General features: G+C 37.8%; 11 protein-coding genes. 8 read left to right on the top strand and 3 right to left on the bottom strand.

The window, feature by feature from the left end; all coding sequences use genetic code 11:
- Nucleotides 1–33 precede the first annotated feature (33 nt).
- The 8 genes from EPR_RS02540 (at nt 34) to acs (ending at nt 10,165) form a co-directional block, all read left to right on the top strand.
- Nucleotides 34–1,653: a sensor histidine kinase gene (locus EPR_RS02540; protein ID WP_200763716.1), complete on the top strand. Its 1,620-nt coding sequence runs from the start codon at nt 34–36 to the stop codon at nt 1,651–1,653.
- Nucleotides 1,650–2,312: a response regulator transcription factor gene (locus EPR_RS02535; protein WP_200763715.1), complete on the top strand. Its 663-nt coding sequence runs from the start codon at nt 1,650–1,652 to the stop codon at nt 2,310–2,312. The genes EPR_RS02540 and EPR_RS02535 overlap by 4 nt, the downstream gene beginning before the upstream one ends.
- Before the next feature lie 133 nt (nt 2,313–2,445).
- Nucleotides 2,446–3,783 carry an OprD family outer membrane porin gene (locus EPR_RS02530; protein ID WP_200763714.1) on the top strand — a complete coding sequence of 446 codons (1,338 nt, stop codon included), beginning with the start codon at nt 2,446–2,448 and terminating at the stop codon, nt 3,781–3,783.
- 10 nt (nt 3,784–3,793) lie between these two features.
- Nucleotides 3,794–4,111 (top strand): DUF485 domain-containing protein, encoded by a 318-nt coding sequence (locus EPR_RS02525; RefSeq protein WP_200763713.1) that lies wholly within the window; start codon nt 3,794–3,796, stop codon nt 4,109–4,111.
- Complete coding sequence (locus EPR_RS02520; RefSeq protein ID WP_200763712.1) at nt 4,108–5,757, top strand: cation acetate symporter; 1,650 nt, start codon at nt 4,108–4,110, stop codon at nt 5,755–5,757. The genes EPR_RS02525 and EPR_RS02520 overlap by 4 nt, the downstream gene beginning before the upstream one ends.
- Nucleotides 5,758–5,792: 35 nt before the next feature.
- A complete protein-coding gene (locus tag EPR_RS02515; protein ID WP_200763711.1) occupies nt 5,793–7,610 on the top strand; it encodes a putative nucleotidyltransferase substrate binding domain-containing protein in 1,818 nt (605 codons plus the stop codon).
- The gene (locus tag EPR_RS02510; RefSeq protein ID WP_200763710.1) at nt 7,610–8,206 is read left to right on the top strand and encodes a 3'-5' exonuclease; all 597 of its coding nucleotides are present in this window, start codon (nt 7,610–7,612) and stop codon (nt 8,204–8,206) included. The genes EPR_RS02515 and EPR_RS02510 overlap by 1 nt, the downstream gene beginning before the upstream one ends.
- A gap of 9 nt (nt 8,207–8,215) precedes the next feature.
- Nucleotides 8,216–10,165, top strand: coding sequence for an acetate--CoA ligase (gene acs, locus EPR_RS02505; protein ID WP_200763709.1), 1,950 nt, complete (start codon nt 8,216–8,218; stop codon nt 10,163–10,165).
- Nucleotides 10,166–10,180: 15 nt separating this feature from the next.
- On the opposite strand, the gene EPR_RS02500 is transcribed toward acs, so the two are convergent.
- The 3 genes from EPR_RS02500 to EPR_RS02490 all read right to left on the bottom strand — a co-directional run bounded on the left by EPR_RS02500 (nt 10,181) and on the right by EPR_RS02490 (nt 13,764).
- Entirely contained in the window at nt 10,181–10,444 is a 264-nt protein-coding gene (locus EPR_RS02500) for a hypothetical protein (protein WP_200763708.1), read from the bottom strand.
- A gap of 45 nt (nt 10,445–10,489) precedes the next feature.
- The gene (locus EPR_RS02495; RefSeq protein ID WP_200763707.1) at nt 10,490–10,747 is read right to left on the bottom strand and encodes a tetratricopeptide repeat protein; all 258 of its coding nucleotides are present in this window, start codon (nt 10,745–10,747) and stop codon (nt 10,490–10,492) included.
- Nucleotides 10,748–10,839: 92 nt separating this feature from the next.
- On the bottom strand, nt 10,840–13,764 hold the full coding sequence (locus EPR_RS02490; RefSeq protein ID WP_200764138.1) for a MutS-related protein: 2,925 nt from the start codon (nt 13,762–13,764) through the stop codon (nt 10,840–10,842).
- Nucleotides 13,765–13,843: the final 79 nt, after the last annotated feature.

Here is a 13,843-nt window from a genome sequence, read left to right as displayed (position 1 = left end):
ATACAAACTATATTTAAAAAGTGAGATAATGAGTTGCAAAATATCCTAAAAAATCTTAGCTTTATTAAACTGAAATATTACACACTCATCATTCTTACTATTTTCACTACTCTTTTTACCTCTCTGATTATTTTTGAAGAGTACAGTCAGTTTCAAAAAGATATAAAAGTATTTGAAAAACAGTATCTCAAAGACCAAAAAGAGCTTATTAGAAAAGAGACGCTAAGAGCCATAAAATATATAGAATATAAATACAAAAAAGAGTTCGGCAAAAAGAGTCTGGAAGAGATAAAAGAAGAGATAGTTGATGCCATAGAACAGATGAGAAACGAAAGAGACGGAACCGGATATATTTTTATATATACCTTTGAGGGAGTCAATATTGCCGACCCTATACTCAAACAAAATGCCGGCAAAAATCTTATAGATTTTACAGACCCAAACGGCAAAAAAGTTATAAAAGAGCTGATCGAAGTCTCAAAAAGACCAAACGGCGGATATGTAGAATATGTATGGAACAAACCGATAGAAAACATACTGGCTCCAAAAATCTCATATGCAAAGGCGTTCAAACCTCTAAAATGGATGGTGGGAACAGGGGTCTATCTGGATGAAATTGAAAAGATTGTAAAGAAGAAAAAAGAGCAGCATCGAGACAAAATGATAAAGTATATTATCAATATAGCTACGCTCTCTTTTATACTTTTTGGCATAGTTTTGGCGATATCAAGATATATATCCACACTGATCGAAGGATCTTTGAACAGGTTAAGAACAAGATTTATATATGCTTCAAAAAATAACTCATATATTTATACCCAGGACCTTCTTTTTAACGAATTTAAAGAGATTGCAAGCTATGCAAACAAAATGATAAAAACCATAAAAAAGAGAACGAAAAAGCTTAAAGAACTAAATCTTACACTTGAAGAAAAGGTCAAAGAGAAAACCAAAAAACTACGGTTGAAAAACCAGGAGCTCGAAGCTTCAAAAAATTTTACGGAAAATCTTCTCCAAGCACAGGAGAAATTTATCAAAACGGCAATTCATGAAATAAACACGCCTCTTAGTATAATTTTGGCAAACATAGACCTTTTAAAAATGGAGGGTATAGATAAAAAAGAGATCACAAAAATAGAATCCGGTGTAAAAATCATTCATAATATATATAATGATCTTTCATATATGGTAAAAAAAGATATTATCGAATATAAAAAAGAGACAATCGATTTCAGTCAGGTTTTAAAAGAGAGGATAGAGTTTTTTGACGAGGTTGCCAAAGGAAACCTGCTCGATTTTGATATTTCAATACAAGATGACTGCAAAGTTTTTTTTAATAAAACGGAGCTTCAAAGGATAATCGACAATAACCTGTCAAATGCCATAAAATATAGTTTTCCCTATTCGAAAATCTATATAAATTTATCAAAAAAGGATATTTTTATAGAATTTTGTATAAAAACAAACTCAAAAAAGATAGAAGAGCCCGGCAAAATATTTGATTCATATTACAGGGAACACAGTGCAAGAGGAGGCTTCGGACTGGGGCTTGCTCTTGTTAAAGAGATTTGCGATAAAAATAGTGTTATGATAGAAGTTGAGTCCAACGAGAAAACAACATACTTTAAATATCGTTTCAAGAGGCAAAAATGAAAATTCTTTTATTGGAAGATGAGATTATGCTCTGCCACTCCATAACAGACTATCTCGAAAAAACAGGCCATTTGGTCAGATACTGCTATGATGGCAAAGAAGCACTGGATATCGTTGCAAAGGAAGAGTTTGATCTTCTTATTTTGGATATAAACGTACCCGCTTTAAGCGGCTTTGAACTTTTGGAAAATTTGCAAAAAAGCAAAATTTTGACGCCTGTTATATTTATCAGCGCATTGACAGATATAGAAGATATTACGAAAGCTTTTGAACTTGGATGCAAAGACTATATAAAAAAACCTTTTCATCTAAAAGAACTGGGGCTAAGAATAGACAGAATATCAAAACTTATTGAAGAGAAAAAACATATAATACTCAGCAAAAACTATAGATACTCAAAAGAGAAAAAAACCCTCTACTTTAACGATACTCCTGTAGAACTGACAAAAAGACAGTTGCAAATTATTGATCTTTTGGCAAAAAACGCCGGTCTTGTAGTAGATTTTGATATGTTCAAAGAGTATGTCTGGAATGAAGAAGAGATAGATAATGCATCTATCAGGGCTGAAATAAGCAGGCTCAAAAAGATACTGAAAGAAAATATCATACACAATATCAGGGGTCTGGGGTATAAAATAGAAAAAATATCTGCATATTAAAGATATCTTCACTACTGTTTCTTTTCTTCACACTCCGTTTTTTTAAATTCCGCCTTTTTCTCTTTCTTGTTTAATGCTACGTTGGTGCTATGTTTTGTTTTTACAATGCAGAAAACCATTTACAGGAGTGGACATGAAAAAATTTGCTTACTCGATTATTGCTGCTTCACTGCTGCTTAATTTAGGTTATGCAGCAGACTCTTTGGAAGAAGCCGTAGCAAACGGAAAATTCAAAGGCCATATAAGATCTTTCTATATAGATAGAAACTGGGAAGGCGCTTTGGAATCAGCCAAAACCGACTATAGTGCTTTTGCCGTCGGAATTGACTTGAAATATGAAACTGCCTCTTTTTACGGGCTAAGTGCGGGTATCGCTCTATACAGCGATAACGATTTTGGGCTGAACAGTTCTGATCTTAGCAAGGTACATAAATCAATACTTGGAGACAACGCAGACGGATACAGCTTTGTGGGAGAAGCCTATTTGCAATACAAACAGGGCAACACCACTTTTAAAGCAGGGAGACAGAGACTCGATACTCCTTTGGCAGCTGCAGACGATGCAAGAATGATTCCCACGCTTTTTGAAGCCTATGTTTTGACAAACACAGATTTGCCGGATACTACACTTGTAGCAGCACACGTTACAAAGATTGCACCGGGAACATTTTTCAATCAATACCGCTCAACCTCAGCTACCGGCCAGGCGTTGGCCCTGACAGCAGGATATGGTGCCAATGCGGATGCAAGTATCGGAAAATTTCAAGATATGGGATGGTATGCGATAGGCAAAGAGACAAACGGTGTGACAGCCGGTGCTATAATCTATAAAGGTATCAAAAATGTCACCCTTCAAGCCTGGGACTACTATGCACATGATATCCTTAATGCTGTCTATCTTCAAGCGGATTTCAAATGGAATTGCCTCATCAGCGACCAAATCAAGCCTTTTGCCGCAATACAGTATATCAATGAAAAAGATGTAGGAGATAGATATGCCGGAGAGATTGACGGCAGCTATATGGGTGCAAAAGTCGGCGCCTCTTACAACAATTTCACTCTGTATGGCGCATACTCTGCATCCGATTCCAATACAGATGCAGCGGTCAACGGAGGAATCATCACTCCATGGGGAGGCATGCCTGCATTCACCCAGGGAATGGTCACAAGACACCAATTTTTTGCAGATACAAATGCCTGGAAAATTGCCGGAAGTTATAAATTTAAAGAGCCGAATTTAAAAACTGTACTTTACTATACATCTTATGATGTAGGCAAAGACAATGCGTATTCCAACGGACATTCATGGATTGCAACCGAGGCGGGATTTGATTTTATCTATTATCCAAAATCGGTAAAAAATCTCCAGTTAAGATTTAGAGGCAACTTCCCAAGAAGCTTCTATGAAAGTGCAAATGGCGATGATTTGGGATGGAACGAATACAGATTTATCGTAAATTACAACTTCTAAAGGAGCAATAATGAAAACCGAAATTATAAAAAGGCTAAAAGAGAATCCAAGACTACAGGAACTTATAGAAAAAAGAGAGCGCTTTGCATGGACTCTGGCCATTGTAATGCTTGTAGTCTATTACGCTTTTATATTAACCATAGCATTCAGCCCTCTTACTTTAGGAACTCCTTTAGATGAAGGCATGGTAACAACCATAGGTATTCCTGTGGGTATATCTATCATTATTATAGCCTTTGCTTTAACAGGTATCTATGTCAACAGAGCAAACAGAGAGTTTGATCAAATCACCAGAGAATTAAAAGAGAGCATAAAGGATCTGGAATGAAAAAAGGGATAATGTTGTTGATTCTCCTTGGTGTTTCGCTTTTTGCCGGCGGAGCAATTGATGGAGACATGGGAAAGAGAGCTCTTAATATATCTGCCATTGTTATGTTTTTGCTGTTTGTTGCCCTCACATTGGGTATAACATACTGGGCAGCAAAAAGAACAAGAACAGCAAAAGATTTCTATACTGCAGGCGGCGGTATTACAGGATTCCAAAACGGCCTTGCTATTGCGGGCGATTATATGTCTGCAGCTTCCTTTTTGGGAATTTCCGGACTGGTCTATCTTAAAGGCTTTGACGGTCTGATATATTCAATCGGTTTTTTGGTAGGCTGGCCGATAATTCTCTTTTTGGTCGCTGAAAAACTGAGAAATCTGGGAAAATATACATTCGCGGATGTGGCATCATACAGACTAAAGCAGACTCCTATAAGAACACTTGCCGCATTTGGGGCCATAGCTACAGTAACACTATATCTTATTGCTCAAATGGTAGGCTCCGGTAAGCTTATACAGGTTCTTTTTGGACTTCCTTATGAGATAGCGGTCATATTGGTAGGCATTTTGATGATTTTATATGTTACATTCGGGGGTATGCTGGCAACAACCTGGGTTCAGATTATAAAAGCCGTTCTGCTGCTTTCAGGAGCAACATTTATGGCAATCGCTGTTATGGCACACTTTGGCTTTAATATGGAAGATCTCTTTAAAGAAGCTGTCAATACCCACAAAGACGGTCTAAAAATTATGTCGCCGGGAGGCTTGGTAAGTGATCCTGTATCAGCCATATCTCTGGGAATAGCACTGATGTTCGGTACCGCAGGCCTTCCACATATTCTGATGAGATTTTTTACTGTAGCCGACGCCAAAGAAGCAAGAAAATCTGTATTTTATGCAACAGGATTTATAGGGTATTTTTACATACTTACATTCATCATTGGTTTTGGCGCCATTGTACTTATCTCCACAAATCCGGAATACCTCGATGCAGCCGGCAAACTAATCGGAGGCAACAATATGGCAGCTATACACCTCTCTCATGCTGTTGGCGGAAACTTCTTTTTAGGATTTATCTCTGCTGTTGCTTTTGCTACAATCTTAGCAGTTGTTTCCGGTCTGACACTGGCAGGAGCGTCAGCAATATCGCACGATCTGTATGCAAGCGTATTCAGAAGAGGCAAAGTAGATGAAATTACCGAAATGAAAGTTTCAAAAATAGCAACTATTGTTATAGGTATTGTCACTATTTTACTGGGAATTGCATTTGAAAAACAAAATATTGCCTTTATGGTCGGGCTTGCATTTGCGATAGCCGCAAGCGCCAACTTTCCTGTACTTTTCCTATCGATGTACTGGAGCAAACTTACTACGAGAGGAGCAGTGCTGGGAGGAGCGCTTGGTCTTGCAACTGCTATAATATTGGTAATTTTGGGCCCGACTGTATGGGTAAGTGTTTTGGGCAATCCAGAACCGATTTTCCCATACAAATATCCGGCTCTCTTTTCAGTCAGTGTGGCATTCATAGGAATATGGATATTCTCTTTGCTCGACAATAGCGAAGATGCCAAAAAAGAGCGGGAAGCTTTTGAGGCTCAATACCTGAGAGCACAAACAGGCATAGGCGCCGAAGGAGCGGCCAAACATTAAAAGCGGCTTTTTTGCCGCTTTAATCGAGGCAAATAATGAATGATATAATAAAATTTTTATCTTCAATCCATCCTTTTGATGAATTAAATGAACAGGAACTGGATTTTATTGCACAAAATATCGATATCGGCTATTATAAAGAAAACAGCGTAATACTTGAGAATGATGATATTCCTGAATTTTTGTATATTATTTTAAAAGGAAATGTCAAAGAGGTGGACAGATATGACGAAACTGTCTACATTTATCATGAAAAGGATTTTTTCGATACAAAAGGATTGCTTGAAGATAAAACGAAAAACAGATTCGTAACTATAGAAGAGACCATAACCTACGAGCTTTCGAAAACCGTTTTTAAAAAAATCATATCTTCAAATAAAAACTTCAAAACTTTTTTCTATGAAAGCGTTGCGCAAAAACTTCAAAGGCTGAAAAATATAGATAAAAACAGAGAACTCTCCGGTTTTTTAACTGCCAGAATAAATGAAGTAGTTCTCAAATCACCTCTGATAATAAAGTCCGACACCTCTATTTTTGATGCAATCAGCAATATGCAAAGTTGTAGAAAAGAGATAGCCATCATTGAAAATATTGAAACTTACGGGGTGGTTACAGATAGAGATTTGCGAAAAACGGTTTTAAAAAAGTTGGGTTTTGATGAGCCTGTAGAAAAAATTGCAACTTTCCCTGCTATTACAATCAACAGTGAGGATTTTTTATTTAACGCTCTTTTAAAAATGACAAAAAAAGGCATTAAACACCTTGTAGTCAAAGATAAAGGTCAGATTATAGGTACTTTGGAACTTGCAGAGATACTGAGTTTCTTTTCAAATCAATCTTATCTTATTACTACAAGAATAGAAAGTGCCCGGACTTTGGAAGAACTAAAGAGTGCTTCACTTAATTTTATAAATGTTATAAAAACACTCTCGGCAAAGGGAATAAAAATAAGACATCTTTCAAAACTTTTGCATGAACTTCACAAAAAAATATATGAAAAAGTTTACATTTTAAGTTTTCCGAAGAGTTTTAGAGAAGCTGCAACTCTTTTGGTTTTGGGCAGTGAAGGAAGAGCAGAACAGCTTATAAGAACAGACCAGGATAATGCACTCATTATCAAAAACGGCTATTTTAAAAATGAAATTTTAGAATACGCAAAAGAGTTTTCACTAGGTTTAATGGCTCTTGGCTACCCAAAATGTCCGGGAAATATTATGGTTTCAAATCCCTATTGGTGCAAAGAAGAGAAAAATTATAAAAAAATGATAGACAAATGGGCAATGGAACCCCGTGAAGAAGATTTCATCAATATATCTGTTTTTCTTGATGCCTACGTCATTTCAGGTGATTTAAAGATTTTGGAGGAGCTGAAAAATTATCTTTTTGACAAAGTAAGCGAGAATTTTTCATTTTTATCAAATTTTGCAAAACAGGTTTTGGCTTTTGATACTCCTCTTGGATTTTTCAATAATTTTATGGTTGACAAAAGCCATAATGACGAAATTGATATAAAAAAAGGCGGTATTTTCCCCATTGTCCATGGTGCAAGGGCTCTATCTTTGCAATATAGAATAGAAAATACAAATACTGTCGAAAGAATCAAAGAGATAAACAACCTAGGGATAATAGACAGAGAGTTTGCAACAGAACTTATTGAAGCCTATGATTCGCTGCTAGATTTCAGGTTGAAAGCAGCGTTTGATAAAATAGACAAAACTTTGGAAATTGACAACTTTATAGATCCCAAAAAGCTGTCCAAAATAGAAAGGGATATTTTAAAAGATTCATTCAAAATAGTAGATGAGTTTAAAAAATTTTTGACATACCACTTTAAATTAGAGATGGTGAGCTGATGAACAGGCTTTTAAAATGGTGGTTCAGAAGAAGATTAAAAAGAAAAGAGTTTGAATTTCTGTTTGATAAAGAGGTAGAAAATGAATATGTTGTAATAGACACCGAAACAACAGGACTGAATATAAAAAAAGATGAAATTATCTCAATTGCAGCTATTGTGATTAAAGATAACAGGCTTTTAACAAGCAAAGCATTTTATATAACATTAAAACCAAGTGTGGAACTTAAAGAAGAAAATATTAAGATTCATAAACTGAGATATTGCGATTTAAAAGATGGAATGGAACCGGAAGTTGCAATTGAGAGGTTTTTATATTTTATAAAGAACAGACAGCTTGTAGGATATTTTCTGGAGTTTGATATTGCTATGCTCAATAAATATGTAAAAAGGAGTATAGGTGTACCTTTGCCAAACAGACAGATAGAAATATCCGGCCTATACCATGACAGAGAGCAAAAGATTATACCGCAAGGTTTTATAGATTTGAGATTCAATACAATTTTGGAAAAACTGAATATACCGAAATTTTCAGCTCATAATGCGTTTAATGATGCGATTATGAGCGGTTTGGCATTTTTAAAATTAACCAATTAAGGAGGAAAAATGGAAACAAAAGTTTTTGAACCAGGCTCTGAAATCAAAGAAAGAGCAAGAATCAAAAGCATGGAAGAATACAGGGCTTTGGTAGAGGAAGCCAATAAGGATTATGAAGGATTTTGGGGTAGACTCGCAAAAGAGAAGATCGATTGGATAGAGCCTTACAAACAGGTATTGGACGATAGCAACGCACCTTTTTACAAATGGTTTATCGGAGGAAAACTCAATGTCAGCTATCAATGTATAGACAGACACCTGGATAAAAGAAAAAACAAAGCTGCTATCATATGGGAAGGGGAACCGGGAGATAAAAGAATTATTACCTATCTTGAACTCTACTATGAAGTAAACAGATTCGCAAACCTTCTTAAAAACAGATTCGGTATCAAAAAAGGGGACCGGGTAGTTATCTATATGCCTATGATTCCGGAAGCTGCATTTGCAATGCTTGCCTGTGCAAGAATAGGCGCTATTCACTCTGTTGTATTTGGCGGATTCAGTGCCGAGGCTTTAAGAGACAGGATTATTGATGCCAAGGCAAAACTTGTAATAACTGCCGACGGAGCATACAGAAGAGGAAAACCCTATCTTCTAAAACCTGTTGTTGATGTTGCTTTGGCAAAAGATTGCGAAAGTATAGAAGCTGTTTTGGTCGTTAGAAGAAACAATGAAGAGATAAAGTGGCATGAAGGAAGAGACTATGACTATAATGAGCTGATCGTACAGGAGTCTCCAAACTGCGAACCTGAAATTATGGATAGCGAAGATCCTCTATTTTTACTATACACTTCCGGAAGTACCGGAAAACCTAAAGGTGTTCAGCATTCACAAGCCGGCTATATTCTTTGGGCACAAACAACTATGGAGTGGGTATTTGACGTAAAAGAGAACGATACATACTGGTGTACGGCTGATGTTGGCTGGATAACCGGACACACTTATATCGTTTATGGACCCTTGGCAGCAGGTGCCACAACTATGATGTATGAAGGGGTTCCTGTCTATCCTGATGCGGGAAGATGGTGGAGAATGATAGAAGAGTACAGAGTCAATCAATTCTACACTGCACCTACAGCGATCAGACTTCTTCACAAAATGGGAGAGAATGAGCCAGACAAGTATGATCTAAGCTCTCTAAAGATTTTAGGAACTGTGGGTGAACCTATCAACCCCGATGCATGGATGTGGTACTTTATGAAAATAGGCGGTGGTGAATGCCCTATAGTCGATACTTGGTGGCAAACAGAAACAGGCGGACATATGATCAGCCCACTGCCCGGCGCCACACCTATAAAACCAGGATCTGCCACATTCCCTCTTCCGGGAATATTTGCAGAGATTATCGACCAGGAGGGCAATAAAAAAGAGCCAAATGAAAAAGGATACCTATGTATCACAAAACCTTGGCCAAGTATGATCAGAACTATTTGGGGAGACGACGAAAGATTTGTAAAAAGCTACTATAGCACATGTAAAAAGAACGGAAAGCCTGTCTACTTCTCAGGCGACGGTGCACTCTACGATGAAGAGGGATATATCTGGATCACGGGAAGAATGGATGATGTTATCAACGTTTACGGCCATAGACTCGGTACCGCTGAGATTGAAGCTGCCATAGGACACCATCCGAGAGTTGCTGAAGTTGCAGTTGTCGGCAAACCTGACGATATTAAAGGAGAGAGTGTTTTTGCATTTGTTGTGTTAAAAAGCGATGAAGGTGTTGCGGATGAACTGGAGATAATGAAAGAGATAAACAAGGTCATAGTAAAAGATATAGGCCCTATTGCCAAAGCTGATGAGATAGCCTTTGTTCCTGGACTTCCAAAAACAAGAAGCGGAAAAATCATGAGAAGGATTCTAAGAGCTATCGCAAAAGGAGAAGAGATCAAACAAGATACTTCAACACTTGAAGACCCAAGCGTGGTAGAAAAAATTATTGAAGTAGTCAAAAGATAAGAGGGGTTCCCCCTCTTACATCCTGCAGCTTCCCGAGCAGCTGCCTGAATTTACGTTGAAATCTTCTTCGAAACCGCACTTTTCACATTTGTAGACAACACTCATAGTCCCGCTGCACCCGCCGCTTTTGCTTCTTTTTACAACAATACTTTTTTCGTCGCACTCAGGACATATTCCCTCAGTGATTTTGAGAAGCTTTTCACTTTTTGCTTTCAGATAAAGAAGATAGGCAACTACACAAAGCGCACTTAACAGAAGTAAAACTATTACGGTGTACACAACAAGTCCTTTGGGGTATCAATAATCAGCCGCACAGCAGCAATGTCACTCTTTTCCGAAAACCGAGGATGATGTTGAGATGGTCTGCAGCATATATTTTGCATCCAGATTTCCTCTTTTGTCCGCTTTTTTCCACCATTTTATGGCCAGGTCTATATCTTTTTTGGTTCCCTGCCCCTCATAATAGATCAGCCCAAGAAAATACATAGCCTCATCGTCACCACTTTTTGCCAATTCTTTAAACAGGGGCAAAGCCTCTTCAAATCTGTCTTTTTCATACAGCTCTATAGCCTCTTGCAGCATCTCTTTCCTTTTTGATTCGCAATTTACAATTTTAAATTGTTAACCGTTATAAAATTTATCTCTAACCCATACTAACACTCACACCCAAACTTCTACTCCATCTCCGTAAAATGTAGTTTAAGCCCCTCTTCAGTCATAACAAAACCGTTAACTATAATCTTTCCTTCATGAACCATCCTGTGATGTTTGGCACACAAAGGAATAAGGTTAAATCTATGGTTTGCTTTGAAGTGCTCTATCATTCCTTTTTTATCAGCTTTCGATTTTGGCTCGATATGGTGCACCTCATCCACTATATCGTTGCATATGGCGCATTTGGTCAGGTAAACGGATCTGTTATATCTGCTTCTTCTCTTTTTTTTCAGAAGCTCAGCTTCGCTGAACTCTTTGGTAAGTTCCTTTCTTATCCTGTAAGCCTCTTCCAGAAATCTTTTGTCTATATGCAAAGCTTTTGCAAACTCAAGACCGTAAAGAGTACTTCCGCTTCCGATTTCCAGTTTTCTGTTATATATAAGCCTGTCGTTTTCTTCATCATAAGTGACACCCAGATGCAAAAAGACAAGAGACTCTATCTCTTTGACGCTCCTAAGCTCCGTCAACTGATGCAGGTGTGTAGCAAAAATAAAAAAGCTTCCTATTTCACCTAGCCTCTTTATCGCAGCACCTACAATTGACAGAGCCGAATATGTTTCTGTCCCATGGCTTATCTCATCTCCCAAAATCAAAGAATCGGATGTGGCCCGATTGAATATGTTTTTAAGCTCCAGCATCTCTATCGCAAAAGTTGAAAGCCCTTTATATAGATTGTCTTTTGAAACAATTCTGGTAAAAATTTTGTCAATCAGAGAAAAACGCATACTTGCAGCCGGAACGAAAAACCCGGCCTGTGCCATGATAACGGCAATACCTACACTTTTCATCAAAGAGGATTTCCCGCTGGAATTGATTCCGTACAGCAAAACACCTCTGACCTCTTTGCCCCCGCTTGCTTCCATCGTGATATGTTCGTGAGAGAGATTTTCGGGCTTCTTTCCAAAAAGAAGATCATTGGGGATATATATGCCGTTTTCCTCTCTCGCCTCTATAAGCGGATGCCTGAGCCCTATAAATTCCAAAGTCTGCTCATCTGCTATTTCAGGTCTGTTGTATCCGTTCAACACAGCGCTTTTCGCACCACTGATAGCAACATCGAGCTCCCCTATGAAAACTATGAGTTTTTCCAAAAGCGCACTGTATCTGACTTCCAACTCTTCCAGGACATCCGAAAAACTCTTTTTTACAAGCACGATAAGCCTGCTGTGCAGTGCCGCATACTCTTTTGATATAGCATCAATCAGTTCCGAACTTATTTTAACACTGTTTTTAAGTTTTCTGAAACTGAAATCTTTTAAAAAGTGGTGTTTTCCGTCAATCGTGACAAAACTCTCGAGAAGCTCTTTTTCTATCATGGAAAATCTGTTTTTCGTAAGAGTAAAGTAGTATCCCTCGCTTTCAAGCCATGCAAGGCTTACATATCCTTCCTCGGAACTGAAAAAAGAGGAGATATGCTCCTGAATTCTTTGGAGTTTCGAAAAAAGCTCTTCCATCTCGCCTTCAATCCTGTCTATAAAGATATCTATGCCGGGATTGAAGATATTGCTCGATATCTGGTCTCTTCTATATTTTGCACTCTCTTCAAGATCAAATATCTCTTCAAGTTTTTTTCTGAATCCATACACTTCATCTATTGAAAAATTGGCGATTTCAAGCCCCTTTTTCTCCGCTTCGGCAAAAATTTTCTCTATGGAGTATAAAGAGGAGTGCAGATAGTTTATCTCGAAAGGATGTATCTTTTTCAGCTTTATACGGCGCAAAATCCGTTCTATGTCATATACCTGCTTCAGCAGTTTTTCAAACCTCTCGTAAGAATCTGTCAGATTTTCTATCAAAGAGTATCGTCTAAGAAGCTCTTTTTTATCTCTTATCGGATTTAGAAGCCTCTCTTTGAAGAGCCTTTTGCCCATAGGGGTAGATGTGTTGTCAAGGAGCTTCAAAAGAGTCATTTCGTCAGGATCCCTGGAGACTATATTCAACTGTTCTATGGCATTGTTTCCAAGATATACAAAATGTCTGTTACCCAGAAAAAGAGGCCTGTTGAGTTTTTCTATGATCGCAGGATCGTGGTCTATGATGAAATCGAGCAAAAATGCCAGAGTTTCGCCGGCATACGGATACCTTTCAAGGTCAAGATACTCTATAGGAGTCAAAATGGAGTTTATAGAAAAGATCTTTGCAAAAAGCTCGTTTTGATAATTTATTTTAAGCCTCTGTCTGTTGATACTGTATGTGTAATGTTGTTCTATCTCGAGATAATTTAGAACAAACTCCCTGTCGATACCTTCGCAGTCGAAGGTCAAAACGATTTCGGATGTATGATATGTCTGCAGAAGATTGAAAATCTCATCCAGTGCAAAAGTCTTGTCATCTCTGCTGCCGCACACTTCGTTAACGAGACACTTTCCGGTAGTTACATCCACCGCTGCAAAACCTGCATAGTATATGCCTCTGTTTTCACCTATCAGCAGGGATACTATATAGTTTTCGGTAGGTTCTACCTGATAGTCAAAATTTGTTCCGGGCGATATGATGTTTGAGATATATCTTTTTACATTGGGTGGTTCGCCTTTTTGCCTGACAATGACCAGAGTATATTTTTTACTCTGTACCAGTCTGTTAAGATAGCGCTCAAGTGATACAGAGGGCACTCCCGCCATCAAAGGGTTTGAGACGGAATTTTCCAAAATAGCTTTGTTTTTTCGAGTCAGCTGGATATTTAGAAACTCCGCTATCTCTTTTGCTTTGCCGATTTTAAGCTCATCGTTATTGACTTCGTAAACTTCGAAAAAGGAGCCTATCTCCATCAATACAACGGTGTTTGAGCCATATTTTTTCTCAAAATATCTTTGCAGTTCAAAGTATATATCTGTAAGAAGTCTTTTTCTGTTGTTCAGCAGTTCGTTAAGCGCTTTTGTATCCAGATCCAATCCGCAGTGCCCTTTTGAATTTTACTTTATTATACCCAAGGTTTGGTATAATCGCCTTTAACAAACACCAAAA

The sequence above is a fragment of the Nitrosophilus alvini genome, assembly GCF_015100395.1.
GTDB classification, from domain to species: Bacteria; Campylobacterota; Campylobacteria; order Campylobacterales; family Nitratiruptoraceae; genus Nitrosophilus; species Nitrosophilus alvini.
Note: the sequence above shows the minus strand (reverse complement) of the source record. Positions and strands in the feature narration are given on the sequence as shown.

Excerpts from the sequence above, each read along its gene's own strand:
- EPR_RS02535 (WP_200763715.1), top strand. The coding sequence starts at position 1,650 with ATGAAAATTCTTTTATTGGAAGATGAGATTATGCTCTGCCACTCCATA.
- EPR_RS02495 (WP_200763707.1), bottom strand. The coding sequence starts at position 10,747 with ATGCTGCAAGAGGCTATAGAGCTGTATGAAAAAGACAGATTTGAAGAG.
- EPR_RS02515 (WP_200763711.1), top strand. The coding sequence starts at position 5,793 with ATGAATGATATAATAAAATTTTTATCTTCAATCCATCCTTTTGATGAA.
- EPR_RS02530 (WP_200763714.1), top strand. The coding sequence starts at position 2,446 with ATGAAAAAATTTGCTTACTCGATTATTGCTGCTTCACTGCTGCTTAAT.
- EPR_RS02510 (WP_200763710.1), top strand. The coding sequence starts at position 7,610 with ATGAACAGGCTTTTAAAATGGTGGTTCAGAAGAAGATTAAAAAGAAAA.
- acs (WP_200763709.1), top strand. The coding sequence starts at position 8,216 with ATGGAAACAAAAGTTTTTGAACCAGGCTCTGAAATCAAAGAAAGAGCA.
- EPR_RS02520 (WP_200763712.1), top strand. The coding sequence starts at position 4,108 with ATGAAAAAAGGGATAATGTTGTTGATTCTCCTTGGTGTTTCGCTTTTT.
- EPR_RS02525 (WP_200763713.1), top strand. The coding sequence starts at position 3,794 with ATGAAAACCGAAATTATAAAAAGGCTAAAAGAGAATCCAAGACTACAG.